The organism is Streptomyces endophyticus (assembly GCF_035798155.1).
GTDB lineage: Bacteria > Actinomycetota > Actinomycetes > Streptomycetales > Streptomycetaceae > Streptomyces > Streptomyces endophyticus.
The window spans coordinates 64,873-89,277 of the sequence record NZ_JAOZYC010000131.1 but is presented as its reverse complement, the minus strand read 5'-3'; the positions used below and the strand labels follow the sequence as shown (position 1 = coordinate 89,277).

Sequence of the window (24,405 nt, the reverse complement as noted above, 5' to 3'; positions counted from 1 at the left end):
CTGGGTGCTCGACCCGGTGGCCATCGGCGCCCTGCCCGTGCGCACGGCGCTCGCCGCCGACCTGCTCGCGCTGCGCCCGACGGTGATCAGGGGCAACGCCTCCGAGATCATCGCGCTCGCGGGCGCGGGCGGCGGCGGCCGGGGCGTGGACTCCTCCCACGGCGTCGACGCCGCCGAGGACGCGGCAGCGCAGCTCGCGCGCACGGCGGGCAGCGTGGTCGCCGTGTCGGGGCCCGTGGACCACGTCACCGACGGCACGCGCAGCGCCCGCATCGCCAACGGGGACGCGCTGCTGACCCGCGTGACCGGCGGCGGCTGCGCGCTGGGCGCGGTGATGGCCGCGTTCGCCGCGGTGGACGAGGACCGGTTCGCGACGACCGTGGCCGCCGCCACCGCGTACACCGTCGCCGCCGAGTCCGCGGCGCGGGCGGCGGCAGGGCCCGGCAGCTTCGCCGTCGGATTCCTGGACGCGCTCGCCGCGCTCACCCCGGAGGACCTGGCCAAGCGGGCGGAGGTGTCATGACGGCACGTACGCACCCCAGGGACATCGGCGTCGACCTGTCGGTGTACCTGGTCACCGACCCGGACCAGTGCGCGGCCCGCGGCCGGAGCGTGACCGAGACCGTCGAGCGGGCCGTGGCCGGGGGTGTCACCGCCGTGCAGATCCGGGAGAAGCACGCGAGCGGACGCGAGTTCCTGCGGACCGTCCTGGACGTCGCAGAGGTCCTCCCCGAGCATGTCGCGCTGATCGTCAACGACCGGGTCGACGTGTTCCTGGCCGCGCGGGCGCACGGCGCCCGCGTCACCGGCGTCCACGTGGGCCAGTCGGACCTGCCCGCCGCCTCGGTACGCCAACTCATCGGCGACGACGCCGTGTTGGGCCTGAGCGCCGCCACCGCCTCCGAGCTGCACACCGCCGCGACGTCCGCCGCGCGCGTCGACCACGTCGGCATCGGCGCCCTGCACGCGACCCGCACCAAGGCCGACGCCCCCGAGCCGCTCGGCCTCGAAGGCTTCGCCGCACTCGCCGCGCTGAGCGAGCTGCCCGCCGTGGCCATCGGTGGTGTCACCCCCGACGACCTGCCGCACCTGCGGGCCGCGGGCGCGGCCGGAGCCGCCATCGTGTCCGGCATCTGCGCGGCGGAGGACCCACGCGCCGCCGCCCGGACCTACGCCGACGCGTGGGCCGACGGCCCGCACCCCCGTACCCGTACCCATTCCCATAACCGTGCCCGAAAGGACGTCTCCGCATGACCGGGACACCGCCCGCGGTCGCGCCGCCCCGCGTGCTGACCATCGCCGGGTCCGACTCCGGCGGAGGCGCCGGGATCCAGGCCGACCTCAAGACCATGCTGGCCCTCGGCGCGCACGGCATGAGCGTGCTCACCGCCGTGACGGCCCAGAACTCCCTTGGCGTACAAGGGGCTTGGAGTCTCCCGCTGGACGCCGTGCGCGCCCAGTACCGCAGCGTCGTCGACGACATCGGCGTGCAGGCGCTCAAGACCGGCATGCTCGCTGACCCCGACATGGTCGTCACGGTCGCCGAGCTGCTGGCCGAGGCGCAGGCCCCCGTCGTCGTGGACCCCGTCAGTGTCTCCAAGCACGGCGACCGGCTGCTCGCCGACGACGCGATCGACGCCGTACGGGACCGGTTGCTGCCGGTGGCGACCGTGGTGACACCCAACCTCGACGAGGTCGCCGAACTCACCGGCGTCGCCGTCGAGGCGGCCACCGCGGAGGCCGACATGCGGCGCGCCGCCGAGCGCCTTCTCGCCTACGGTCCCCGCTGGGTGCTCATCAAGGGCGGGCACCTGCCCGGCGAGGCCGTCGACCTGCTGACCGACGGCGCGAGCGAGCACTGGCTGCGCTCGCCGCGCCACAACAACGCCCACACCCACGGCACCGGCTGCACCCTCGCCTCGGCCGTCGCGGTCGGGCTCGCCCAGGGGCTCGGTGTGCCGGAGGCGGTGCGACGGGCCAAGGAGTACGTCACCGGCGCCATCGCGGCGGGGTTCGCGCTGGGCGCCGGGATCGGTCCTGTCGACCATGGGTGGCGGTTCCGCGCGGTGTGATCACTCCCTTTCGGGGGTGTGCGGGGCAGAGGCCGCCGACGCACGGGAGCCGACCAGGAGCAGGCAGAGCACGGCGAACCCGGCGACGATCCCGGCCAGGACCAGCAGCGGGTCGAGCGGGCGGGCCGCGCCGACGGCCTGGGTCGCGGGGGTCTGCTCCGACTGCGCTTCCGGAGTGGGGGATGCCGGGCCCGACGGCACGGCGGCCGCACTGCTGTGGTGGTCCGACGGTGTGGGCGTCGCGCTGCGCGTGGGGCTCGCACCGGACGTCTTGGTGGGTGTCGGGCTGGGGTGCTCGTGTGTGTGGGCGGCTGCCGGGGGAGGGGTGCTGGGGGCCGGCGCGCGGGTGGCGGGTGCTGCGGCTTTCACGACGATGCCGCCGGTCATCCCGGGGTGCACGGTGCACACGTAGCCGTACGAGCCCGCCTTCGTGAACGTGTAGCTCCAGGTGCCGCCCTTGTCGAGCATCGGTGAGTGGATCGAGGCCGGGCCCGAGGTGGTTTTGACGTCGTGCGGCGCGGTGTCCTGGTTGACCCAGGTGACACTGTCGCCGACCGGGATCGTGAGCGTACGGGGCCCGAACTTGTAGTCCGACATGAGGACTTGGTGACCCGCGGCGTGGGCGGCCGGCGCGGGCAGGAACACGACGGCGCCGGAGCTGAGCAGGGTGGCGAGCGCGAGGTGTCCGGAGCGGTGGATCAGGCGGGGCATGTGAACTCCGCGGCGACGAGCAGACGCAGCTGGTCTGCGGGGCGGATGCGGGACAGGGCGAAGCCCGTGGTGCGGCGCAGGTGGCCGTAGGGGACGCGGGCGGTTCCGGTGACGAGGAGGCTGTCGTCGGTGCGGGAGACGACGCGCAGCGACAGTGTCGCGGGGACGCCGGGAGCGGTCGGGTCGGCCGTGGCCAGGTCGCCGTGGGCGAGCAAGCGGGAGCCGTCCGCCTGCGGTTCGAGGGCGGTGCCGACGAAGGTGAGCTCGTCGCCGCCGAGCGCGTCACCGGTGAGCTTGAGGGCCAGCACGCAGTCGTCGGGCGACGGTGCGACGGTGAGTGTCGCCTCGTCGGCGGTGACACGGCGGCGCAGGGTGGTCAACGGGCCCAGCCGGGTGCTGATTTCGACGATGCAGCGGTCCCCGGCGGCGGCGTACGCGCCGGGGCGTGGCAGCCAGGAGGGACCGGGTTCGGGTGGGGCGGTGGACGGGACGGGCAGGGTCTGCGTAGTCATGTGTGCGCTCATGGCGGGTACCTCGGTTCACGAGGGAGGGGCATGGCATTGGGCGGGTCGGGCGGGGACAATGGCGGCGGTGGCGGGCCGGCCGACTGCGACTCGGCCGGCCCGCCATCACGCGCCTCGTCCGCGACCTCGGTTCAGCAGGAGGTCGTGACGTAGTTCATCGACGGAGCGAGAAGGTGCTCGGCCCAGACCGTGTGCATCTTGACGTACGCGTCGGGGTTGAGGATGTCCGCCACCTGCTGGCCCGGGGACTCCTCCAGGTGGGCGGAGTTGACGTGCTGGAGCAGGACGCCGAGCGTGTCGTCGAGGGTGGCGCCGCCGCCTTCCACGGTGGGCGTGAGGATCGACTCGACCCAGACGGTGTGCATCTTGATGTAGCTGTCGAGCTTCAGCGCGTCCTGGACCTGCTGGCCGGGGGACTCCTCCAGGTGGGCCTTGTTGAGGTGCTGGAGGATGGGCAGGAGGACCTGCTGAACGTTGTGGCACTGCTCGGCGTCACCGTCGTCGCCACCACCGCTCGAACCACCGCTCGACCCACCACTGGCACCGCCCATGGAGCCGCCGGACTCGTGGCCGCCGGACGAACCGCCCGACGAGCCACCGGTCGAGCCGCCCGTGGAACCTCCGCCACTGCCGCCGCTCGTACCTCCCGAGCCGGAGCCACCCGTGCTGCCCGAACCGCCCGTGCTGCCCGAACCACCCGTGTCGGAACCGCCAGTTGAACCACCGGAGTCGTCCGCCACCACCGTGATCGACGCGACCATGTCGGGGTGCACGGCACAGTAGTACTCGTACGTGCCCGGCTTCGTGAAGGTGTGCGACCAGCTGTCGCCCTTCTCCATCGTGCCCGAGTCGAACTTCGCGGGGCCGCTCGTCGCGGTGACCGTGTGCGGAGCGGTGTCCTCGTTGACCCACTTCACGGTCTCGCCGACCTTGACGGTCATCTTGGGCTGCGCGAACTTCATGTCCGCGATCTTTATGGTGTGATCGGCCGCGGCCTTCGCCGCGGCGGGCCGCTGCTCCTGCGTCTGGGCCATCGAGTGTGCCTCGGCGGCCGGTTGGGGCGCCGTGGCGGCGGGAGCCGAGGCTCCGCTGGCGGCCTGGAGCAGGCCGAGGCAGCCCACGGATGCCAGGGCGGCGCCGAGCCCGGCCGCGAGCAGGACACGATTGCCGCGCCGGGACGGCGGACGCTGCCCCACCTCTGTGTCGCGGTCAGAAACGTCAGTAGTCATGAACGAACTTCTCCTCACGGATCCTTGCGGATCGGGTTCTGAACAGAGCGGTCGGTGGTGCGCGGGTCAGCGGCCGGGAGCGGCGGTGACCAGCAAACTCGTCGCGGCGAGTACGACGAGGACGAGCCCCGTCTCGGCCGCGACCGAGTAGACGAAGGGCCGTACGGTCGCGCGGTCGCCGCGCAGCAGGACGGCGATGTCGAGCCGGGTGCGCACCCAGCCACGACTGCGTTGGGCGATGAGCAACACCCCGGCCAGCAGGGCGAGTTTGACGAGCAGCAGCTGTCCGTAGCCGGTGGAGAAGAGGGCGTCGAAGGAGCCGACGACCTGCCAGGTGAGTACGGCTCCGGCTGCCGCGATGGCCGCGACGGACACCCCGGCGAGCGTCGAGTATCCGGACACGGTGGCCGACAGCTCGTGCGGGCGGCGGCGCGGCAGCACGCCGGCCAGCAGCAGGGTGAGCCCGCCCAGCCACAGCGAGATGCCGAGGAGATGGACCAGATCGGCGACGGCTCCCCAACCCGGGTGACCGCCCTCTGAGTTGTGCCCGGCCATGCCAGTGGTGCGCAGCAGCCCCAGGCAGACGACGGCCGCACCGACCCGCCAGCCCGGCGACCTCGCGGCGCGCTCGCCGTTCTGCAGCAGCGCGGCGAGTACCACCGCGGCGAGCACCCACATCAGGGCCCGGCAGGCCAGCGCGACGCCGACCTCGCTGCCCAGCAGGTCGACGTACGTGGAGGCCTTGAACGCGTCGCGGATCGAGCCCATCGCGCCGTACGCCCCCTGGAGGCCGGCCGCCGCCACGGTGGCGGCGAGGCCGGCCGCCCAGGACGAGGCGAGGATGCGCCGGGTCCTGCGCTCCCGTGTGCCCTCGGGCCACAGCATCGCCAGGAACGCGAGCCCGCCGACGTACAGCGCCAGCGCGAGATATCCGACCCAGCGGGCGACGGCCCAGGCGGTGCGGACCGTACCGGACGGGGCGGCGGCGGGCGCGGCGTCGTCGTTCGCTGCCGGGGCGCCGGACGAGCCGGTGTGTGCGGGCAGGGCGAAGGAGATCGCCCCGGAGCTCGGATGCCCGTCCTCCTTGCTGCGTACATGCCAATCCAGGGCGAGACGGCCACCGGCCTTCTTGGCCTTGCGCTGGGGGACGGTGACGGCCACGGTGTCGCGGCCCTTGTCCTGCGTGAGTGCCAACTCGTCGCCGCCGAGCGTGACATGGAGGTCGGCGAGGTCGACAGGCTCGCTGAACGTGAGCGTGACTTCCTTGGGGAGCTGGGAGAGGTGGGCTCCGCTCTTGGGGGAGGACGACTCCAGTTCGGTGTGTGCGGAGGCGACGGGGGTCGCGAACAGGAGTGCCACGAGGGTGAGTACGGCGACGTACAGGGAGCGAGTTCTCACGGCGTCAACTCCGTGAGCAGGGCCGGATCCGAGGCCAGGCCGACGCAGGGAGTGACCTTTTCGTCGGATGCGGCCCCGTCGCCCCTGGCGCCCCCGTCGGTCAGGCCCTCCAGAAGTCCCGTCACAGGGGTGAGTGCCCCCTTCAAAAGCGGTTGTACGAGGCGGACTTCGCCGGGCGCGCACGACGGCGACGCCGAGGGGGAGGAGGGGGAGGGCGAGGGGGTGGAGGGCGGCGGCGATGAGGGCGTCGGTGACGTGTGGCCGGAATGGCCGGAGTCATCGGGAAGTCCGCTGGAATTGTCGTGCTCGTGGTTACCCGCCGCTTCCCCCGTTCCTTCCGTGCCGCCGGCAGGAATCCCGCCCACGGGCAGTACGCCCGGGTTCCCGGCCCCGTCGCCCCCGGAATCCGCGCCGGGGGTTTCGGCCGGTGCCGGGTCCGGGCTGCTGGGGGTGGACGGGGAGGCGGGTGCCTCGACGGTCGGCGGGGCGGAGCCGGTCGTGGTCTGTTCGGCCTGTGCGCCGATGCCGGACGCGTAGCCGAGGACGATGACGACGGCGGCGGCGAGCGCGCCGGCGACTACCTCGTCACGGTGGTCTCCTGGCCAGGAAGCCCTGGCGAAGAAGGACATGAATTTCCTCCTGACGGCGGACCTGCAATGCCAAGGAGTGCATCTATGCCAGGAGTCCCGGTGGATACGCGTCCGTTAATGCGCGGTTTCATTGCCTCATTTCTGCGCACCGGTCCACTGTGAGAAAGGTCTTCACCGGTGGAATGCACGCATTGCCGTACAGAGGGAAATGGCGAATGGGAGCAAGGCTCCCATCAATTCTTCACCTAATGCCCGCTCTTGCATATGCCTGACTGTCCCGCCTCGTGGACCACGTCCCCCGCCACCACGACGAGTTCCGCGACGGTGCCCGGGATGTCCTCGGGGGCCGCCCGGAGGATGTCGCGGGAGAGCACGGTGAAGTCCGCGGCCTTGCCCACGGACAGCGAACCCCGCTCGTCCTCAAGGAAGTTGGCGTACGCCGAACCCATCGTGTAGGCGTGCACGGCGGTGGCCACGTCGACCGTCTCCTCGGGCATCCACGCCGGGCCGCCGGCCAGCGGCTTACGGGTGACGGCCGTGTAGATGCCGACCATCGGGTCCATCTCCGCGACGTTCCAGTCACTGGAGAACGCCAGCGTCGCGCCGGCCGCGTCGAGCGTGCGCATCGGCCACGCCTTGTGCCAGCGGCCCGCGCCGACGTTCGCCGCCCAGTCCTGTCCGGGCCCCGCGATCTCGGGCGCGCAGTGCCGGGGCTGCATGCAGGCCACGACGCCGAGTTCGGCGAAGCGGGGTGCGTCCGCCGGGTCCAGGCACTCGACGTGCACGACCTGGTGGCGGGCGTCGCGCGGGCCGTTGACGGCGCGGGACCGCTCGACGGCGTCCAGGACGGTGCGGATGCCCCGGTCGCCGGTGGCGTGCACGAAGCACTGGAAGCCGCGCGCGTCCAGCTTCGTCAGCAGGTCGGCGAACTCCTCGGCCGGGTAGAACGTCTCGCCCCGGTGACCCGCGCAGCCGGTCGCGTACGGTTCGAGGAGTGCGGCCGTGCGCGGCTCCACGACATCGTCGATGTAGAGCTTGAGCGGGCCGAGCCGCATCCGCTCGTCGGAGTACGCGCGCGTGGCGGCAGCGAAGTCGTCGAGGTCCGCGTCCGAGGTGCCGCGCGGGTGGAACAGGGCGGCGACAAGCCGTGAGCGCAGCCGCCCCTCGGCCCTCGCCCGCTCGAACAGGGCCAGGTCGTCCAGGGAGTTCTGCGGCTCCACCACGGTGGTGATACCGAACCGGATCGCGTCGTCCAGCGACCTCACGAGCCGCCCGTACTGCCGCTCGGGGGACGCCCACGGCACACCGAGATCGCGCAGCGCCCGGTGGCCGTCGCGGGACAGTCCGCGTACTGCGAAGTCCCGTACGAAGCCGGTCGGTTCGCCCGTCTCCGGGTCGGTCTGCGCGACGCCGAAGGGGAGCTCCGTGCGGTCGGCGCGGGCGCCGAGCCGGTCCAGGGCCGCCGTGTTGAGCCAGGCCGTGTGCACGTCGTAGCTCAGGACCATCGCCGGGATGTCGCCGGTGACAGGGTCGAGGTCGGCGGCCGTGGGCATCCGGCCGTCCGGCAGCGCCGAGTAGTCGAAGGCCTCGGCCTCGATCCAGGTGGCGTCCGGGTTGCGCTCGCGCCAGGCGGTGATGCGGTCGTGGATCTCCGACAGGCTTGCCGCGCCCGAGAGTTGGACGCAGGCGTCGTCCGAGCCGAGCCGGACGTGGTTGTGGGCGTCGATGAATCCGGGCAGCACGAGCCGCCCGCCCGCGTCGACGACCCGGGTGTCCGGGCCCGTCCAGCGGTCCGCATCCGCGTCGTCGCCGAGCCACACGATCCGCCCGTCGCGCACGGCGAGCGCCTCGGCGTGCGGCAGTTCGGGTTCGACGGTGTGGATGCGGGCGCGGCGCAGGACGAGGTCGGCAGGGGTGTGGTGCTGTGCGGGTGCCATGAGGGTGAGGCTCTTTCTCGTACGAAGGGTGCTCGGGGAAGGGGAGGTGGGTGGCTACGCGGTGTGCGGGCGCACGCTGGCGCGGGCCAGCGCCGCGTACACGACGGCCGCGACGACGGCGCCGGCGGCGCTGAGGTCCATGCCGCCGAGCGGGGCCACGAGCGGACCGCGCCACAGGGCGCTGTCGCAGGTGAGCGCCGCGAAGACCATGCCGGTGAGCAGGGCGGCGAGACCGGCGGGGCTGTACCCGGCGCGGTACCAGTAGCGGCCCGCGCGCCCGGTGTGCAGGGACGCGGCGTCGTAGCGGCAGCGGCGCAGCACCATGTCGGTGAGGAAGACGCCGCCCCACGGCGCGAACACGATGACGAGCAGCGACAGGAACGACAGCAGCGACTCCGTGAAGTCGACCAGGAACAGCGCGGCGAGCGAACCGGCGGCCGTCACCGCCGCGCTGATCAGGATCGCCTTCGCGCGGCTCCAGGGGATGCCCAGAACCTGGAGGTTGAGGCTGGACGAGTACAGCGTGATGATCGAGTTGGTGACCGAGCCGCCGAGCACCAGGGCGAGGAACAGCGGCTGGAACCAGCCCGGCAGCAGCCCCTGCGTCCCGGCCACCGCGTCCGTGAGGTCGGCCTGCGTCGCGGCCGCCGCGCCGGCGACCCCGAGGGCCACGGAGGAGATGAGCCCGCCGAGCGCCCCGTTCCAGGTGAGCGCGCGCATCGTGGTCGTCGCCGGCAGATAGCGGGTGTAGTCGGCGGGCATCGGCACATAGCTGATCGGCCCGGCGAGGACCACGACGAACGCGAGGGACCAGGCGGCCGCACCGCCCGGCGCGGGCGTGGCGCCGGTGTCCGTGCCCGGCAGCAGGAACACCAGCATCGCCGCGAACCCGATGGTCAGCGCGTACGCCATCCAGCGCTCGGCCCACTGCACGGTGGCGTGGCCCCACAGTGCGACGGCGAAGGTGAGGGCCAGGGTGGCGGCGAGGCTCGCGGCGCGGGCGGCCGTGCCGTGCCAGCCGAGTTCGGCGCAGATCGCCTGGAGCGCGAGGACACCGACGACGGTGTTCACGATGGTGTAGCCGATGCTGACGATCCAGTTCAGCAGGCCCGCGGGCCAGTTGCCGCGCACACCGAACGCGGCGCGGGAGATCACCAGTGTCGCCGTGCCGGTCCGTACTCCGCTCATGCCCGCCGCGCTGATGGCGAAGAACGTCAGGCCGCCGAGGACGACCGCGAGCACGGCCTGCCAGAAGGACAGGCCGAAGGAGACGGCCAGCGCGCCGTTGATGACGTAGGTGAACGTCAGGTTCGAACCGAACCAGAGCCAGAACAGGTCGCGGGCACCGCCGTGCCGCTCGGACTCCGGGATCGGGTCGATGCCGTGCTCCTCGACCTGGAACACCTCGTCCCGGGGTGGCTGCGCGGGCGCGTCCTGCGCGACCTGGTGTGCCGTCATGCCGTCGCCTCTCGTCTTTCGCCGCAAGGAGCGGCTTGAATGCCGTTCAAGAAACTTGAATGGCATTCAAGATGCGGCGGGGTGCCGCCCCACGTCAAGAGGTAGGCTGCGACCAGTACGAACAGTGGTGAGGGGAGGCGCGGATGACGGGGTCGACAGCGGCACGGCCGGGACGGACGGGCGGCGATCTGCGGACCCGTACGCTCCAGGAGGCGACGGCCGTCGTCGCCGAGCAGGGCCTCGCGTCCCTGACCATGGCCTCGCTCGCCAAGCGGCTCGGCACCAGCGGCGGCCACCTGCTCTACTACTTCCGCTCCAAGAACCTGCTGCTCGTCGAGGCCCTGCGCTACAGCGAATCCGCGCTCACCGAGGAACGGGCGGCGCTCCTGGCCCGCCGGGTGACCCCGGCCCGCCGGCTCGACCTCTACCTGGACCTGTACCTGCCCGCCGGTCCCCGCGACCCGCGCTGGATGCTCTGGGTCGAACTGTGGGCGCGCTCCGGCGCCGACGACGAACTGCGCGCCGCGCAGCAGGAGTTGGACCTGGGCTGGCAGCGCGACCTGGAGGCGATCCTCGCCAAGGGGGTGGACCGGGGCGCCTTCGCCGTCGACGACGTCCCGGGCCGCGCGGCCCAACTCCTCGCGCTGCTCGACGGGTTGAGCACCCGCGTCGTCCTGGGCCAGCCGGGCTCCGAACGCCCCCGGGCGCTGGCGGCGGCGCGCGATGCGGCGGCGGCGCTGGTGCCGGCGGGCGGCTGACCGTGCATGTCCAGGGCCGGCTGGTGGGCACGGCGGGGGCGCAGCCCGATCCAGCGGGTGCGTCTCTCCGCGGCGCCGGACCCACTGAATGATCAGCGGCCGGCTGAGGCGGGCGCCCCGAACCGCGCCAGGTAGTGCCACACCTTCTTGACCGCCTGGGGGTCGTAGAGACCGGTACGTGCGGCATCCCCGACGATGCGGGGGTCGAGGGCGCCGTCGATGGCGATCCGCGCGCCCAAGTCGACGTACTCCTGGCCGCGATAGGCGGGATGACGGCGGAGTTCCCCGACCGTGAGTCGGAAGCCCCGGTGCCACTCCACCTCGCAGCCCAGGCGCAGGGCCGAGGCCTCGACGCTCGTGCCTCGGAAGCAGGGGTCCAGGACCAGTGCCTCTGCGTGGCGGCGCAGCTGCACCGGACCGTGCACGTGTGCCTCGATGCAGTCGTCAAGAACGTCCTGATGGTCGGCCAGGGCGACTTCGATGAGCCCCATGCCGGCCGCGACGCCGAAGTCCGTGGGCTCGAGGGTGCTGTCCGGGTAGCAGAACGTGGTCCGGGCCAGTGTTTCGGCGGTCAGCCGGAAGTGGGCCGAGCCGAACCGTGGCGCTGCGCCGGTCGGCCTACGGCGAAAGTTCAAAGCCCCGTACACCGGGCGCTCGTGGGTGGGCGCAGCGTCGTACGACCCGTCGAAGATCCGGCTCTCCCAGCGCCATCGGTCACCGCCGGGGTGCGCCGTCAGGCCTCCGTTGCTGGTCCCCGTGACGAACTGCGAGCGGTAGACGCCGTCATCCGCCATGGCGTCCAGGATCGGCTTGCCGCGCAGCAGCCGGTCCGGGTGGAAGTTGAGGGTCACCCGCAGTGTCGGGTCGAGCGGAGGGCCCGACGCCAGTCCGGCGACATGGTCAAGGGCTCGTTCCTGTGCAGTCTGTTGGGCTTCGGAGCTCATCCGCACAGTGTTCGCCAAGCGGATCGACCAGTGCACGCGGATTGTCTCCTCGGAGCGTCCGCCCGCCCGGCCGCGTGGTTGACCGTCGGCCGCGGGCGCGCTTTTATGAATGAACGAGCATTTATTAATTGATGGAGTCGTGATGGCAGGACGCCCCCGAGGGGTCGAGGATTCGGTGATCTTGCGGGCGGCGGCCGATTTGATCGGTCGTGTAGGCCCAGTGGGTCTCACTCTGGCCGTCGTGGCGCGTGAGGTGGGACTGGTGCCCGGCACGCTGGTGCAGCGGTTCGGGTCCAAGCGCGGGCTGCTCCTGGCACTCGCCGCGCAGTCCGCGAAGGACGCCCACGCGCGGCCCGGGCGCGAGCGTAAGAGGCACGAAAGGGCACTTGAGGCTCTCGCGGAACTGATCGTGGAGCCGATGGCCTCGATGGCCACGCCGGAGACCTTCGCCAACCATCTGGCGTTCCTGTGCATCGACCTCACGGATCCGGACTTCCGCCGGCATGCCCTGTCCATCCACCGGGCTCAGGGCCGAGCCATCGAGGATCTGCTCAAGGAGGCTCTGCTCGCGGGCGAGCTCCGCACGGGGACGGATGCCGCGGCCCTGGCCGCGTCCGTGCAGGCGATCGCCTCTGGTGCGGGCCTGACGTGGGCCCTCGACCGCCGTGGCACCCTCGGGCAGCGGCTCCGGCAGGAACTCGACAACCTGTTGTCCCCACACCGCCCGTCTCGCCACGACCTGGAGGATTCATGACGAACGACGCACGGCCGCTGGCCGGGAAGGTGGCTCTGGTCGCCGGTGGCACCCGAGGCGGCGGGCGGGGCATTGCCGTCGAACTGGGGGCCGCCGGTGCGACGGTGTACGTCACCGGCCGCAGCAGCACTGCCGGCCGCTCGGACATGGGCCGACCGGAGACCATCGAGGAGACCGTAGAGAAGGTCACTGCCGCCGGCGGCCTCGGCATCCCCGTCCGCACCGACCACAGTCGGCCGGACCAGGTCCGTGCCCTGGTCGACCGGATCGCGGCCGAGCAGGACGGGCGGCTCGACATCCTGGTCAACTCCGTATGGGGTGCAGACCCACTGGCCGACTGGGAGCATCCCCTGTGGGAGCAGGACCTTGACACTGGCCTCCGGCTGCTCCGGCAGGCGGTGGAGACTCATGTGATCACCAGCCGGTTCGCGCTCCCACTGATCGTCGCCCGCGGCAGCGGTCTGGTGGTGGAGGTCACCGACGGCAACACCGCCCGCTATCGAGGCTCGTTCTTCTACGATCTCGCCAAGGCGGCGGTGATCCGGCTTGCGGTCGCCCAGGCCGCCGAACTCAAGGCGCACGGCATCGCGGCCGTGGCGATCACCCCCGGCTTCCTGCGCTCGGAGGCCATGCTGGAGGGCTTCGGCGTCACCGAGGCCAACTGGCGCGACGGCGCGGCCAAGGACCCGAATTTCGCCCGCTCCGAAACCCCGACCTACCTGGGGAGGGCGGTCGCCGCGCTGGCCGCCGACCCCAACATCATGGACAAGTCCGGGCGGGCGTTGGCCACTTGGGGCCTGTACAAGGAATACGGGTTCACCGACGCCGACGGCACACAACCGGACTGGCCCGCCCATTGGGCCGAAGCGCTGGAAGAGGAGTACGGGGCGCTCGGAGACCCGCTGTAAGGCTAGCGCCCGCCGGGCGCGCACGCGTACCGATGCTCGGGGCGTCCCGCGTCCCCGTAGCGCAGCGACAGTTGGACCACTCCCTTGTCCTGGAGGTAGCGCAGGTAGCGCTGGGCCGTCGAGCGGCTGATGCCCGTGCGGGAGGCCACGTCGTGGGCGGACAGTGGTGCCTCGGCGGCCTCGATGACCTCGCGGATCAGGTCCAGCGTGGGGCCGGACCAGCCCTTGGGCGGCGCGGGCGAGGAGCCGCTCGACGGTGCGTGCACCGCCCCGAAGATGCGGTCGATCTGCCGCTGGCCCGGCGTCGTCGCCCCGCCGGCGTCCCGCAGGGTGCGCCGCAGCTCGGCGTAGCCAGCGAGGCGGGAGCGCAGCCCCTCGAACGTGAACGGTTTGACGAGGTAGTTCAGCACGCCGTAGCGCAGCGCCGCCTCGATGACATCGACGTCCTGCGCGGCCGTGACCATGATGACGTCGCTGCGCACACCGCGCTGCCGCAGGCCGCGTACGAGGTCGAGGCCGGTGCGGTCGGGCAGGTAGTGGTCGAGCAGCAGCAGGTCGACGTGCCGGTCCTCCAGCGTCCGCAGGGTCTGTAGAGCGGTGTGGGCCGTCCCCACGACATGGAAGCCCGCCACCTTCTCCACATAGGCGGCATTGATCTCCGCGACATGGAAGTCGTCGTCGACCACCAGAACGTCAATCACGGGGTTTCTCCTGGGTGTTGGAGTGCGGGCAGGCGTGACGCGGCCCTCGACACGATGTCGGGGAAGACGACCGTGAACACGGCGCCGCCGCCGGCCCGCGCGGCGATGCGGGCGGTGCCGCCGTAGCGCTCGGCGAGGCTGCGGACCATGGCGAGTCCGAGGCCGCGGCCGCGGTGGGCGGGGGACTCCTTCGTACTCCAGCCCTCCCGGAAGATGGTGTCGCGCAGGTCGACCGGCACACCGGGCCCGTTGTCGCTGACACGGAGCACCACCGTGTCGGCCTCCACGAAGGCCTCCACCTCGACGGCCGGGCGGGCCGAGCGCGCGCCGCCGACCACGTCGAGCGCGTTGTCGATCAGGTTGCCGAGGACGGTCACGATGTCCCGCGCCTCGATCAGCCCCGAGGGGAGGTGGGTGCGGTCGGACAGGCGTAGTGTCACGCCGCGTTCCGAGGCGATCGCCGACTTCCCGGCCAGCAGGGCCGAGACCATCGGGATCCGGATGCGCTCCGCGACCTCCTCGGCGAAGGCACGCCGGGCGCGCGTGAGGCCGGCGACGTAGCCGCGTGCCCGCTGCGGCATGTCGAGGTCGAGATAGCCGAGGACGGTGTGCAGGCGGTTGGCGTGCTCGTGGTCCTGGGCCCGCAGCGCGTCCAACAGGCCCTTGATGGAGTCGAGTTCGCGGCCCAGGAGTTCGAGCTCGGTACGGTCCCGGAGAGTGACCACCGAGCCGCCGTCGGGCGTCGGCATCCGGTTGGCGATCAGCACCCTGTTCTCCCGGACGGTCAGCAGATCACGGCCGGTGACCTGCCCGGTGATGACATCGCGGGAACGGCCGGGCGGCAGCACGTCCTTGAGGTTGCGGCCCTCCGCCGCGTCCTGGAGCGCGAGCAGCCGGGCCGCCTCGTCGTTCACGAGCCGCACCCGCTCGTGCTCGTCCAGGGCGATGACACCTTCCCGTACGGCGTGCAGCATCGCCTCCCGCTCCGACAGCAGGGCGGAGATGTCACCGACCGAGACACCATGGGTGCGCTTGCGCAGGATGCGGGCCACCAGGAGCGCGGCGCAGGCACCGGCCGCGAGCGCCGTGCCCGCGTAGCGCAGCAGCCCCGGCAGGGCGGCCATGAGGTGCTCCTGCACACCGGAGTACGCGATCCCCACGGACACCGCGCCGATCATCTCGCCGGAGCGGTCGCGCAGCGGCACCTTCGCGCGCGCCGACGTGCCCAGCGTGCCGCGGTCGATCTGCAGCACCACATGCCCGTGCAGCGCGAGGGACGGATCGGTGGACACATGGTGGCCCACCTTGCGCACGTTGGTGTGCGACCAGCGGATCCCGCGCAGATCCATCACCACGACGTACAGCGCGCCGGTGGCCCGACGGGTGCGCTCGGCCTGCCGCTGCACAGGGCCCCGTGGGTCGGGGGCGCTCGTCAACAGGCCGGAGGCGATGGCCGGGTCGGCCGTCGTGGTCTGCGCGATGGCCAGGGCCTGGTGCTCGGCCTGGTCGTCCAGCTGTGTGCGCAGCGGCTGCAGGAAGAGCCCCGTCAGCAACAGCAGGACGCCCGTGGTGATGAGGAGCTGCGCGATCAGTACCTGGGCGAACACCTGCCGGGGCCAGCCGATGCGCATGCGGGCCACGATGACACCTGCTTTCGGGAACTCTCCCGCGTGATCGGACGTTTCGCGGGGCGAACGCACCGTAACCGCAGGTGTTTTCGCCGGGGAAGGCCCCGGGCGGCAGCTCCTGCGCGAGCCGTCGGCACAATGAGCAGAATCGCGCGCATCAGGCACAACTGGTGGTTGCGGGCCAATACTTCCCGGCCCGCGGCGCCGTTCCTAACGTTCCGCGGCATGACAAGCGTGCCCAACTCAACGAGCAGCCCATCGAGTCCGGCCATTGAACTGCGCGGTGTTCGCAAGGCCTTCAGCACCCCGTCCGGCGCCCTGCACACCGCGGTCCACGACCTCGACCTGACCGTCGAGCAGGGCGAGTTCGTCGCCGTCGTCGGCCCCACCGGCTGCGGGAAGTCCACCACCCTCACCCTGGTCAGCGGCCTGGAGGAGCCGACCGAGGGCGAGGTCATGCTGTCGGGCTCGCCGGTGCGGGGCATCGACGAGCGGGTCGGCTTCGTCTTCCAGCAGGACGCCGTCTTCCCCTGGCGCACCGTCCTGTCGAACGTCATGGCGGGGCCCCGATTCCGCGGTGTACCGAAGCCGGAGGCCAAGGACAGGGCCCGCGAATGGCTGGCCCGCGTCGGCCTGAGCTCCTTCGAGGACCGCTACCCGCACCAGCTGTCGGGCGGCCAGCGCAAGCGCGTCGCCCTCGCCTCCACCTTCGTCAACGACCCGTCCATCCTGCTCATGGACGAACCCTTCTCCGCCCTCGACGTACAGACCCGCGCCCTGATGTCGGACGAGCTGATGGAGCTGTGGGCCGGCACCGGCTCCTCGGTCGTCTTCGTCACGCACGACCTGGAGGAGTCCATCGCCCTCGCCGACCAGGTCGTCGTCATGACCGCGGGCCCGGCCACCGTCAAGGAGATCTTCACCATCGACCTCCCGCGGCCCCGCCGCGTCGAGTCGATCCGCCTGGAGCCGCGCTTCGTCGAGATCTACCGCGAGATCTGGTCCTCCCTGGGCGAAGAGGTCCGCATCACCCGCGAAAGGGGCGCCCAGCATGCCGCCTGACACGACCACCGCCCCCGCCGCCCCGGTCACCAGGACCGGACGTACCGAAGAGCGCGCCCGGGCCGCGCGCAGGCGCCGCGGCATCGTCCTCCTGTCGCGGGCCGCGCTGCTCGTCCTCGTCCTGGGTGTCTGGGAGTGGTTCTCGCGGGCCGGCATCATCGACCCGTTCAACTTCTCCATGCCCTCGAAGATCTGGGACCAGATCCAGCAGTGGGCCCTGCACGGCACTCCGCAGGGATCGCTGCTCGAACAGATCTGGTACACGCTCTACGAGGCGTTGCTCGGCTGGGTCATCGGTGTCATCGGCGGCGTCGTCCTGGGCATCGCGCTCGGCCGCGTCCGCTTCCTCGCCGACGTCATGGGCCCCTACATCAAGGTCCTCAACGCGCTGCCGCGCATCGTCCTCGCCCCGATCTTCCTCATCTGGTTCGGCCTCGGCCCGGCCTCCAAGGTGGCCTCCGCCGTCGTCCTCGTCTTCTTCCCCGTCTTCTTCAACGCCTTCCAGGGGGCCCGCGAGGTCGACCGGCACATCATCGACCACGCCCGCATCCTCGGCGCCCGCGACCGCCAGGTCACCTTCCAGGTCGTCATCCCCGCCGCCACCTCGTGGATCTTCACCAGCCTCCACGTCAGCTTCGGCTTCGCCCTCATCGGCGCCATCGTCGGCGAGTACATCGGCGCCACCAAGGGCATCGGCCTGCTCGTCTCCGCCTCCCAGGGCACCTTCAACTCCGCGGGCGTCTACGCGGCCATGGTCATCCTCGCCGTCGTCGCGCTGCTCGCCGAGGGCCTGCTCACCTTCCTGGAGAACCGGCTCTTCCGCTGGAAGCCGGCCAGTAACGACGCCCGCTGACCCTCCCTCACCGCTTCACCAGTCAGGAGCCGTACGTGTCCCGTCACATGTCCCGTCGCACTCTCACCACCAAACTCACCGCCGCCACCGCGGTCATCGCCGCGCTGGCCGCCCTCAGCGGCTGCGCCGACGAGGTCTCCTCCAAGGCCGCGGACGGCGCCGGGGGAGGCGGCAAGGGCGGCAAGGTCAAGATCATGGTGGGTGGCATCGACAAGGTCATCTACCTGCCCGCGATGCTGGCCCAGCGCCTCGGCTACTTCAAGGACGAGGGCCTCAACATCGAGCTCCTGAGCGAGCCCGCAGGCATCGACGCCACCACCTCCCTCGTCGCCGGGAACGTGCAGGGCGTCGTCGGCTTCTACGACCACACCCTGGACCTGCAGACCAAGGGCAAGCAGGTCGAGTCCGTCGTCCAGCTCGCCAGAACACCGGGCGAGGTCGAGGTCGTCTCCAACAAGGCGGCCGGCGGCCTCAAGTCGCCCAAGGACTTCGCGGGGAAGAAGCTCGGTGTCACAGGGCTCGGCTCGTCCACCGACTTCCTCACCAAGTACCTCGGTGTCCACGACGGTGTCTCCACCGACAAGTTCACCAACGTCGCCGTGGGCGCAGGGCAGACGTTCATCTCCGCCCTGAAGAAGGGCTCGATCGACGGCGGCATGACCACCGACCCGACCGTCGCCCAGATCCTGGACAAGAAGCTGGGCAAGGCCGTGGTCGACATGCGGACCCCGGAGGGCTCCAAGAAGGCGCTGGGCGGCCTGTACCCGTCCTCCAGCCTGTACATGAACACCGACTGGGTGAACGGGCACAAGGACACCGTTCAAAAGCTCGCCAAGGTGTTCGTGCGCACCCTCAAGTGGATGTCCGCGCACAGCGCCAAGGAGATCGCGGCCAAGATGCCCAGCGACTACGCGCAGGGCGGTGAAGGCCTGTACGCCCAGGCCATCGACAGCACGCTGCCCATGTTCACCCAGGACGGCCGGATGCCGGCCGACGGACCCGCCACCGTGCAGCGGGTCCTGAAGTCCTTCAACCCGAACCTGAAGAACGCCACCATCGACCTGAAGAAGACGTACACGACCGAATTCACCGACAAGGCCAACTGAGCGGCCGCCCCTGTGGGGACGTGAACGGTCAGCCCCCGTACACGTCCTCTACGTACCGCCCCTCCGCCATCAGCTCGGTGAGCCACCGCTCGGCCGCGGCCTCGTCGGCACCCGGGGTGCGTTCGCGGTGCAGCGCACGGAACGCGGCGCGTACGCCGGGTGCCATGCGGGCGCCGTCCCCGCACACGTACACCCGCGCCCCGGCGTCGAGGAGGCGGCCGATCTCGGCGGACTCGGCGGCGATGCGGTGCTGGACGAAGGCGTGTCCTTCGACCGGGGCGTCGCTGAAGACGGGGCGCAGCGAGACCGCGCCCGTGGCGTCGGCGGCGCGGAGTTCGTCGGCGTGCATGAAGTCCCGCTCGGGGTGGTCGCAGCCGAAGTAGAGGAGTGCGGGCGGCAGTTGGGTGTCCAGTGCGGCTCGTTCGGCGACGACTCCGCGGAACGGGGCGAGGCCCGTCCCCGCGGCGATCATGATGACCGGCTCGGGGGCGTCAGGGCCGATGCGGAAGGCGTCTCGGCACGGCTGGACACGGCCGAGGACGGTGTCGCCGGGGCGGATCCCGGCCAGGTGGTGCGAGCCCGTGCCCCGGTAGCGGCCGTTGCCGGAGGCGGCGGGCGCGTCGAGCACGGACACCATCAGGTCTACGTGGCCGGGGAGTTCGGCCGAGGTGGAGGAGATGGAGTAGTGGCGCGGGCGCAGCGGCGGCAGCAGGCCGAGGAGCAGGTCCCAGCCGAGCGCGTCGCGCAGTGCCGGGTGGTCCTCGACCAGTTCCAGGAAGGTGCGCGGGTCGTCGGCGGACAGCTCCCGCAGTGCGGCGGCCTCCGGCGGGCAGGGGTTGGCGGCGGCGAGCGCGGCCACCTCGTCCGGGCCAGGACGGTGCTGCAACTCGACGTGGAACGTGAGCAGTTCGCGCACCGTCACGGGCCGGTCGAGCGGCAGGGCGTCGCGGCGCGGACGGGCGTCACGGATGTCGAGCAGCGCGTCGGGGTCGAGGTCGAGGACCTTCAGCGCGCGGTCGACGAGCCCGTCCTCGTGCGCGGGCAGGACGGCAAGGTGGTCGCCGGTCCGGTACGACACACCATCGGGCAGCGCGAGCCGCACGAACCGCTTGACGCGGGGGTGGCCGGGCGCCGTCAGGTCCCGCGTCTCGGTGACCGTCAGTGCGGTGAGCCCGTGCCGGGCCGACGCGGCGTCCAGCGGTCCGCCGGTGATCTCACGGATCTCGTAAGGCGCCGTGGGTGTGTCGGTGGCGGTGGCGGTGGCCTCCGGGTCCCCGTACCGCTCAAGGAGCGCGGTGCGCAGGTCCGCGGTGAACGTGCGGACGGTGCCGCCCAGGTCGCCGGAGGCGTCGGCGGCGGCCCGCTCGGCCAGCCGCTCGGCGCCGAGCTCGGCCAGGCGCTCGTCGATGCGGGTGGGGAAGTGCTGGTAGGTGGCGGCCCAGTTGCGGTCGCCGACGCCGAGCACGGCGTACGTCACACCCTCGGTCGGTGTGCTGGCGTCGAGGAGCCGGGCGGCGAACCGCGCGGCGTCGTCGGTGGGCCGGCCGTTGTAGGACGCGGCGACGATCACCACGGGACGGTCGGTGGGAAGGCCCTCCGCGTACGCGTCCAGCGGGGCGACCTCCGTCTCGCAGCCGAACGCGGTCGCCTCGTCGGCGAGTTGGGCGGCGAGGCCCGTGCAGGTGCCGTAGTTGCTGCCGTGCAGGAACAGGGCGCGGGTGCCGGGGAGTACCCGGGCCGGAAGTGTGTCGGCCACCAGGTCCGTTTCGGGCTTGGTGGTGGCGCCGGGTAGGGGAGTGTGCAGGCGGTCGGCCGGGGTGCGCGGGGCGAGCGTGAGGGTGAAGCCGTCCGGCTTCAGGGTGAGGGTTTCCTTCACCGACAGCTCGTAGTCGGCGTGGTCGACGAGCCGGTAGCGGTGCACGAGCATCGCGAGCAGCATCGTCGCCTCGTGCAGTGCGAACTGCCGCCCGATGCAGGCGCGTTCACCGGTGCCGAAGGGCTTGAACGCGTGCGGGGAGCGCGCCGCCTCCGCCTCCGGCGTGAACCGGTTGGGGTCGAAGCGCTCCGGGTTGTCGCCCCACACCGGCTCGCGGTGCAGCATCGGCGCGAGCACGGTCACACCCTGCCCGGCGCGCAGCGGAATGCGGCCGCCGAGCAGGGTGTCCTCGCGGGCCTCCCGGCTGAACGCGGCGGCCGTGGGCCACAGGCGCAGCGCCTCGTTGAGGACCTGGCGGGTGTACGTGAGCCGGCCGACCTCGTCGAAGTCGGGCTCCGGGTCCGTGGTGTCACCCCACAGGGCGTCCACCTCGCGGCGTACGAGATCGAGGACGGCCGGGTTCTTGGCGAGGTAGTACATGGCGAAGGACATCGCGCCCGACGTCGTCTCGTGCCCGGCGATCAGGAACGTGATGACCTGGTTGCGGATGTTGGCGGTGTCCAACGTGGAGCCGTCGCGCGGGTGCTGCGCCGTCAGCATCAGGCCGAGCAGGTCGTCGGTGTGCCGCTCGCCGCTCTCGACGCGCGCGCTGATCACGTCGTCGACGACCTGGGCGAGGTAGTCGGCGTCGGCGCGGAACGCCGCGTCCGCGGCCTCGTAGTCGCCGCCGGGCACTCGCGCCAGGCGCTTCATGCTCCACTCCAGGCAGCGCACCATCGCCTCGACGAACGGGTGCGGCTCGCTGCTCTCGAAGGAGGCGAAGTCGTAGCCGAAACCGGCGAGCCCGATGGTGTCGAGCGTCATCCGGGTCATGTCACCGGGCACGTCGACCGGGCTGCCGTCGCCGGCGGCCAGGTCCCAGGACTCGACGAGGCGGCGCGCGACCTTGTACATCACCGGGTGGTACGTACGCATGGAGCCGAGCGCGAAGGCCGGCATCAGGATGTCGTGGGCGCGCGCCCAGTTCGGTTCGTCGTTGTAGGCGGTGAACAGGCCGTCGGCGGCGAACTCGCGGACGTTGCGCAGCGCGGGCCCGATGCTCTTGGCGAACCGGGACTCGTCGGCGAGCTCGGTGACGAGGTCGAGGTCGGAGACGAACAGGGCGTCCCGCCCGTGCACCCGCCGCACCAGCTGCGGACCGTGCTCCCGCATCAGGCCCATGATCTGCTGCAACGGTCCGGGGCCGAGACCGGTGGTGGTGACGTCGACGACGGGAACCCCGGCGGCGGCGTAGGCGCTGTCGTCGGGTGTGGGGGAGGGGACGGGCGCGGAGTCCGGCATGGTGGGGCGGTGCCTTTCGCGGAGGGGGGAACCTGCTGTCGCGGAGTGGGGGGAACTGCGCTTCCCAGCTTGATCCGCTCCCCCTGCCGGTCAGCACCTCTCCACTACATGATTGTGTAGTGGCTGACGGTGTATCGGACTTGTGCGCGGGCGCCGTCCGTGGCAGGGACGACACGTACGGACGGCGGGAGGCGAGGAGCCGGTGGACACCGGGGACGCGGTGGTGTGGCGCAACCGCGCGATGGTGCTGTTCGACCGGATCCCGATGCCGGTCGCGGTGTGCGATCCCTACGGCGACGTACGGCTGGTGAACGCCGCGTTCGCCCTGGAGTGGGGCACCACCGCGGGCCGCCTGAAGGGGCGCGCGATCCTCGACCTGTTCGTGCCGGTCGACGAGGCACAGGTCGACCGGATCGCGCAGGCGCTGAAGGCGCGCCGCCGCTCGCGCTACACGGTGGCGGTGGCCTGGATCGGCGGCAACGGGGCGCGGCGCCGGGGCGAGTTGATCGTCGACACGGTGAGCGAGACCGCGCACCGCGTGCCCGATCTGCTGGTGACGGTACGGGTGTTCGACGCGACGGCCGCGTCCGACCGCCCGCCGTCCGCCGCCGCGCCGCCGCACCCGCAGGAGGCGCGGATCCTGGCCCTGCTCGCCGCCGGCGCCACGACGGCCCGCGCGGCCCGCGAGACCGGCCTGACGACGGACGGCGTCACCTACCACCTGCGCCAACTGTCGCGCCGCTGGGGCGCGTCGAACCGCACGGAATTGGTCGCCCGCGCGTACGCGGAGGGCGTGCTGGTGGCGGGGGAGTGGCCGCCGAGGCTCGCGACGTAGGTGGCACCTGTTCAGGAAAATGTCGCAGTTACACGTATGACTGCGACATTTTCCCGAGCACACCTCTCCTTCCTCGGGTCCCGCTGAACGGACCCGCCCCCACCCCTCGTATCCCTCAGCAAGCTGCCAGCCGCAGGCGCAACGGAGGGACGAGCATGGTCGAGGGGTGCGGGTCCGCCGCAGGCACGGTCGCCGGGCGGTACCGGCTCCTGGAGGTCGTCCATCGGGAGACGAACCAGGTCTGCTGGAGCGGCGAGGACCTGGAGGCCGAGCGGCCCCGGCTGCTCACACAGATCCTGCTCCCGGACGGCACGGACCGGCACGCCGCCCGCCGGATCACCGCGCGCGTCCTGCGCACCGCCGAGGCCGTCCGGCGGCTGCGGCCGGGCCGGGTCGCCACCGTGGTCGACGCGGTCACGGAGGCCGGGACGCTGTGGACCGTGACCGAGCGGATCGACGGCTTGCCGCTGGGCGAACTCCTCGACGTGGAGGGCCCGGTCACCTACATGCGGGCGGCCCGCATCGGCCTCGAACTGCTCGACGTACTGGACGCCGCGCACGCGCAGGGCATCACCCACGGCGAACTCGGCCCCGGCCAGGTGTTCGTGCACGACCAGGGCGGCATCGTGCTCACCGGGTTCGGCCTCGCCGGCGCCACCCTGGCCCCGAGGCTGACCGCCCCCGCATACGCCGCCCCGGAACAGGCCCGCGACGAACGCATCGGGCCCGCGTCCGACCTGTGGGCGCTCGGCGCGCTGCTGTACCGCATGGTCGAGGGGCGGCCGCCCTACCGCGACCGGGGCAGGTCCGAGTCCACGCTGCGGAGCGTGGACCGGCTGCCGCTGGACGCCCCGCAGCGGGCCGGTTCGCTGACCCGGGCCGTGGAGGGGCTGCTGCGCAAGGACTCCCGGGAGCGGCTGCCCCGAGGCGTGGTGCGCGAGGTCCTCACCCGGGTCCTGGACGAGGACCCGGACGCGGTCGCCGCACTGCCGCCGCGGCCCCGGCTGCGCGGCGCGTACGCGGCGGCCCGCAAGGCGGGCCGGGAGTGGGGCGGGCGGGCCATGGCGGTGGGCACCACCCTGGCCGTCGTCACCGTGACGGTCGCCGTCCTGGCCGTCACCCACCAGTCGCCCGGAGCCGGCTCCTCGGGCTCCGCCTCGCCGGGGGGCGCTTCGGGAGGCGAAGATACGGGCCGCGCTCCCTCCGCGCGCCCCACCACCTCCGCCCCGTCCGGCACGGCGACCGCCCTGCCGGCCGGCTTCCGCCGCTATGACGCGCCCGAGGGCTTCTCCCTCGCCCTGCCGACGGACTGGCGGCGCCAGGGCATCACCCGCGCGCCGGACGGCGCCTACCGCGTCGACTTCGGGGCGAGCGGGGACGCCCGCCACCTCGCCGTCACCTACACCGAGCGCGTCGACCGGGACCCGGTCGCGGTCTGGCGCGACGACGTGGAACCCGGGCTGCGGCAGCGCACCGTGTACCGACGCGTCGGGGACATCCGCGCCACGAGCTACCAGGGCTTCCGCGCCGCCGACATGGAGTGGCTGGCCGGCAGCGGGGACCGGCGCGTGCGCACCTTCGGGCGCGGCTTCCGCCTCGGCGGCGAGCGCGGCTTCTCGTTGCGCTGGACGACGCCCGCGGACGCCTTCGCCGCCACCACGAACCGGCAGGTACTGCGCGTCCTGTTGCAGACGTTCGACCCCGGCAGGGTGTGACACGC

Annotated in this window: 22 protein-coding genes; 11 read left to right on the top strand and 11 right to left on the bottom strand. The window is 72.1% G+C overall.

What is annotated here, in order from left to right; translation table 11 throughout:
• The 3 genes from OKJ99_RS22875 to thiD form a co-directional block, all read left to right on the top strand.
• On the top strand, positions 1-523 hold a 523-nt coding region (locus tag OKJ99_RS22875), incomplete at its 5' end, for a hydroxyethylthiazole kinase (RefSeq protein ID WP_326019208.1).
• Positions 520-1,254, top strand: coding sequence for a thiamine phosphate synthase (gene thiE / locus OKJ99_RS22870; protein WP_326019206.1), 735 nt, complete (start codon positions 520-522; stop codon positions 1,252-1,254). The genes OKJ99_RS22875 and thiE, both read left to right, overlap by 4 nt.
• A complete protein-coding gene (thiD, locus tag OKJ99_RS22865; RefSeq protein ID WP_326019205.1) occupies positions 1,251-2,072 on the top strand; it encodes a bifunctional hydroxymethylpyrimidine kinase/phosphomethylpyrimidine kinase in 822 nt (273 codons plus the stop codon). The genes thiE and thiD overlap by 4 nt, the downstream gene beginning before the upstream one ends.
• Here the strand turns inward: thiD and OKJ99_RS22860 are convergent, their stop codons facing one another.
• From OKJ99_RS22860 to OKJ99_RS22830, 7 genes are all read right to left on the bottom strand, one after another.
• A complete protein-coding gene (locus OKJ99_RS22860) occupies positions 2,073-2,783 on the bottom strand; it encodes a cupredoxin domain-containing protein (protein WP_326019203.1) in 711 nt (236 codons plus the stop codon).
• Positions 2,771-3,295, bottom strand: coding sequence for a hypothetical protein (locus OKJ99_RS22855; RefSeq protein WP_326019202.1), 525 nt, complete (start codon positions 3,293-3,295; stop codon positions 2,771-2,773). Before OKJ99_RS22855 ends, OKJ99_RS22860 begins: the two co-directional genes overlap by 13 nt.
• A 143-nt stretch (positions 3,296-3,438) precedes the next feature.
• Complete coding sequence (locus tag OKJ99_RS22850) at positions 3,439-4,536, bottom strand: cupredoxin domain-containing protein (protein WP_326019200.1); 1,098 nt, start codon at positions 4,534-4,536, stop codon at positions 3,439-3,441.
• 66 nt (positions 4,537-4,602) lie between these two features.
• Positions 4,603-5,934 carry a copper resistance CopC/CopD family protein gene (locus OKJ99_RS22845; protein WP_326019198.1) on the bottom strand — a complete coding sequence of 444 codons (1,332 nt, stop codon included), beginning with the start codon at positions 5,932-5,934 and terminating at the stop codon, positions 4,603-4,605.
• Positions 5,931-6,563 (bottom strand): hypothetical protein, encoded by a 633-nt coding sequence (locus OKJ99_RS22840; protein WP_326019196.1) that lies wholly within the window; start codon positions 6,561-6,563, stop codon positions 5,931-5,933. Before OKJ99_RS22840 ends, OKJ99_RS22845 begins: the two co-directional genes overlap by 4 nt.
• 206 nt (positions 6,564-6,769) lie before the next feature.
• Positions 6,770-8,461, bottom strand: a complete 1,692-nt coding sequence (locus tag OKJ99_RS22835; RefSeq protein WP_326019194.1) for an amidohydrolase — start codon at positions 8,459-8,461, stop codon at positions 6,770-6,772.
• A gap of 54 nt (positions 8,462-8,515) precedes the next feature.
• The gene (locus OKJ99_RS22830; protein WP_326019192.1) at positions 8,516-9,919 is read right to left on the bottom strand and encodes a purine-cytosine permease family protein; all 1,404 of its coding nucleotides are present in this window, start codon (positions 9,917-9,919) and stop codon (positions 8,516-8,518) included.
• Between the two features lie 143 nt (positions 9,920-10,062).
• Between OKJ99_RS22830 and OKJ99_RS22825 the strand changes: the two genes are divergently transcribed.
• On the top strand, positions 10,063-10,677 hold the full coding sequence (locus OKJ99_RS22825; RefSeq protein ID WP_326019190.1) for a TetR family transcriptional regulator C-terminal domain-containing protein: 615 nt from the start codon (positions 10,063-10,065) through the stop codon (positions 10,675-10,677).
• A gap of 92 nt (positions 10,678-10,769) precedes the next feature.
• Here the strand turns inward: OKJ99_RS22825 and OKJ99_RS22820 are convergent, their stop codons facing one another.
• Complete coding sequence (locus tag OKJ99_RS22820) at positions 10,770-11,621, bottom strand: DUF3626 domain-containing protein (protein ID WP_326019188.1); 852 nt, start codon at positions 11,619-11,621, stop codon at positions 10,770-10,772.
• Between the two features lie 109 nt (positions 11,622-11,730).
• Between OKJ99_RS22820 and OKJ99_RS22815 the strand changes: the two genes are divergently transcribed.
• The gene (locus OKJ99_RS22815; protein ID WP_326019186.1) at positions 11,731-12,375 is read left to right on the top strand and encodes a TetR/AcrR family transcriptional regulator; all 645 of its coding nucleotides are present in this window, start codon (positions 11,731-11,733) and stop codon (positions 12,373-12,375) included.
• Positions 12,372-13,283, top strand: a complete 912-nt coding sequence (locus OKJ99_RS22810; RefSeq protein ID WP_326019184.1) for an SDR family oxidoreductase — start codon at positions 12,372-12,374, stop codon at positions 13,281-13,283. Before OKJ99_RS22815 ends, OKJ99_RS22810 begins: the two co-directional genes overlap by 4 nt.
• Before the next feature lie 2 nt (positions 13,284-13,285).
• Here OKJ99_RS22810 and OKJ99_RS22805 read toward each other — a convergent pair whose 3' ends face one another.
• Both OKJ99_RS22805 and OKJ99_RS22800 read right to left on the bottom strand, forming a co-directional pair.
• A complete protein-coding gene (locus OKJ99_RS22805; RefSeq protein ID WP_326019182.1) occupies positions 13,286-13,984 on the bottom strand; it encodes a response regulator in 699 nt (232 codons plus the stop codon).
• On the bottom strand, positions 13,981-15,615 hold the full coding sequence (locus OKJ99_RS22800; RefSeq protein WP_326019215.1) for a sensor histidine kinase: 1,635 nt from the start codon (positions 15,613-15,615) through the stop codon (positions 13,981-13,983). The genes OKJ99_RS22805 and OKJ99_RS22800 overlap by 4 nt, the downstream gene beginning before the upstream one ends.
• 222 nt (positions 15,616-15,837) lie before the next feature.
• Here OKJ99_RS22800 and OKJ99_RS22795 point away from each other — a divergent pair, with 222 nt between their 5' ends.
• From OKJ99_RS22795 to OKJ99_RS22785, 3 genes are read left to right on the top strand one after another with little or no spacing between them, the layout of a single operon-like run.
• The gene (locus tag OKJ99_RS22795; protein WP_326019180.1) at positions 15,838-16,674 is read left to right on the top strand and encodes an ABC transporter ATP-binding protein; all 837 of its coding nucleotides are present in this window, start codon (positions 15,838-15,840) and stop codon (positions 16,672-16,674) included.
• Positions 16,664-17,527 (top strand): ABC transporter permease, encoded by an 864-nt coding sequence (locus OKJ99_RS22790; RefSeq protein WP_326019178.1) that lies wholly within the window; start codon positions 16,664-16,666, stop codon positions 17,525-17,527. The genes OKJ99_RS22795 and OKJ99_RS22790 overlap by 11 nt, the downstream gene beginning before the upstream one ends.
• Positions 17,528-17,574: 47 nt before the next feature.
• Positions 17,575-18,633, top strand: a complete 1,059-nt coding sequence (locus OKJ99_RS22785) for an ABC transporter substrate-binding protein (protein WP_326019214.1) — start codon at positions 17,575-17,577, stop codon at positions 18,631-18,633.
• A 28-nt stretch (positions 18,634-18,661) separates the two neighbouring features.
• Here the strand turns inward: OKJ99_RS22785 and OKJ99_RS22780 are convergent, their stop codons facing one another.
• Complete coding sequence (locus OKJ99_RS22780) at positions 18,662-21,850, bottom strand: cytochrome P450 (RefSeq protein WP_326019177.1); 3,189 nt, start codon at positions 21,848-21,850, stop codon at positions 18,662-18,664.
• Positions 21,851-22,091: 241 nt separating this feature from the next.
• On the opposite strand from OKJ99_RS22780, the gene OKJ99_RS22775 reads away from it, so the two are divergent.
• Positions 22,092-22,685: a PAS domain-containing protein gene (locus OKJ99_RS22775; protein ID WP_326019212.1), complete on the top strand. Its 594-nt coding sequence runs from the start codon at positions 22,092-22,094 to the stop codon at positions 22,683-22,685.
• A 155-nt stretch (positions 22,686-22,840) separates the two neighbouring features.
• Positions 22,841-24,400 (top strand): serine/threonine-protein kinase, encoded by a 1,560-nt coding sequence (locus tag OKJ99_RS22770; protein WP_326019175.1) that lies wholly within the window; start codon positions 22,841-22,843, stop codon positions 24,398-24,400.
• Positions 24,401-24,405 lie beyond the last annotated feature (5 nt).

Excerpts from the sequence above, each read along its gene's own strand:
- OKJ99_RS22840 (WP_326019196.1), bottom strand. The coding sequence starts at position 6,563 with ATGTCCTTCTTCGCCAGGGCTTCCTGGCCAGGAGACCACCGTGACGAG.
- OKJ99_RS22825 (WP_326019190.1), top strand. The coding sequence starts at position 10,063 with ATGACGGGGTCGACAGCGGCACGGCCGGGACGGACGGGCGGCGATCTG.
- OKJ99_RS22795 (WP_326019180.1), top strand. The coding sequence starts at position 15,838 with ATGACAAGCGTGCCCAACTCAACGAGCAGCCCATCGAGTCCGGCCATT.
- OKJ99_RS22850 (WP_326019200.1), bottom strand. The coding sequence starts at position 4,536 with ATGACTACTGACGTTTCTGACCGCGACACAGAGGTGGGGCAGCGTCCG.
- OKJ99_RS22855 (WP_326019202.1), bottom strand. The coding sequence starts at position 3,295 with ATGACTACGCAGACCCTGCCCGTCCCGTCCACCGCCCCACCCGAACCC.
- OKJ99_RS22770 (WP_326019175.1), top strand. The coding sequence starts at position 22,841 with ATGGTCGAGGGGTGCGGGTCCGCCGCAGGCACGGTCGCCGGGCGGTAC.
- OKJ99_RS22810 (WP_326019184.1), top strand. The coding sequence starts at position 12,372 with ATGACGAACGACGCACGGCCGCTGGCCGGGAAGGTGGCTCTGGTCGCC.
- OKJ99_RS22790 (WP_326019178.1), top strand. The coding sequence starts at position 16,664 with ATGCCGCCTGACACGACCACCGCCCCCGCCGCCCCGGTCACCAGGACC.
- OKJ99_RS22835 (WP_326019194.1), bottom strand. The coding sequence starts at position 8,461 with ATGGCACCCGCACAGCACCACACCCCTGCCGACCTCGTCCTGCGCCGC.
- OKJ99_RS22775 (WP_326019212.1), top strand. The coding sequence starts at position 22,092 with ATGGTGCTGTTCGACCGGATCCCGATGCCGGTCGCGGTGTGCGATCCC.
- thiE (WP_326019206.1), top strand. The coding sequence starts at position 520 with ATGACGGCACGTACGCACCCCAGGGACATCGGCGTCGACCTGTCGGTG.
- OKJ99_RS22830 (WP_326019192.1), bottom strand. The coding sequence starts at position 9,919 with ATGACGGCACACCAGGTCGCGCAGGACGCGCCCGCGCAGCCACCCCGG.
- OKJ99_RS22780 (WP_326019177.1), bottom strand. The coding sequence starts at position 21,850 with ATGCCGGACTCCGCGCCCGTCCCCTCCCCCACACCCGACGACAGCGCC.
- OKJ99_RS22820 (WP_326019188.1), bottom strand. The coding sequence starts at position 11,621 with ATGAGCTCCGAAGCCCAACAGACTGCACAGGAACGAGCCCTTGACCAT.
- OKJ99_RS22815 (WP_326019186.1), top strand. The coding sequence starts at position 11,731 with ATGAACGAGCATTTATTAATTGATGGAGTCGTGATGGCAGGACGCCCC.
- OKJ99_RS22785 (WP_326019214.1), top strand. The coding sequence starts at position 17,575 with ATGTCCCGTCGCACTCTCACCACCAAACTCACCGCCGCCACCGCGGTC.
- OKJ99_RS22800 (WP_326019215.1), bottom strand. The coding sequence starts at position 15,615 with ATGCGCATCGGCTGGCCCCGGCAGGTGTTCGCCCAGGTACTGATCGCG.
- thiD (WP_326019205.1), top strand. The coding sequence starts at position 1,251 with ATGACCGGGACACCGCCCGCGGTCGCGCCGCCCCGCGTGCTGACCATC.
- OKJ99_RS22860 (WP_326019203.1), bottom strand. The coding sequence starts at position 2,783 with ATGCCCCGCCTGATCCACCGCTCCGGACACCTCGCGCTCGCCACCCTG.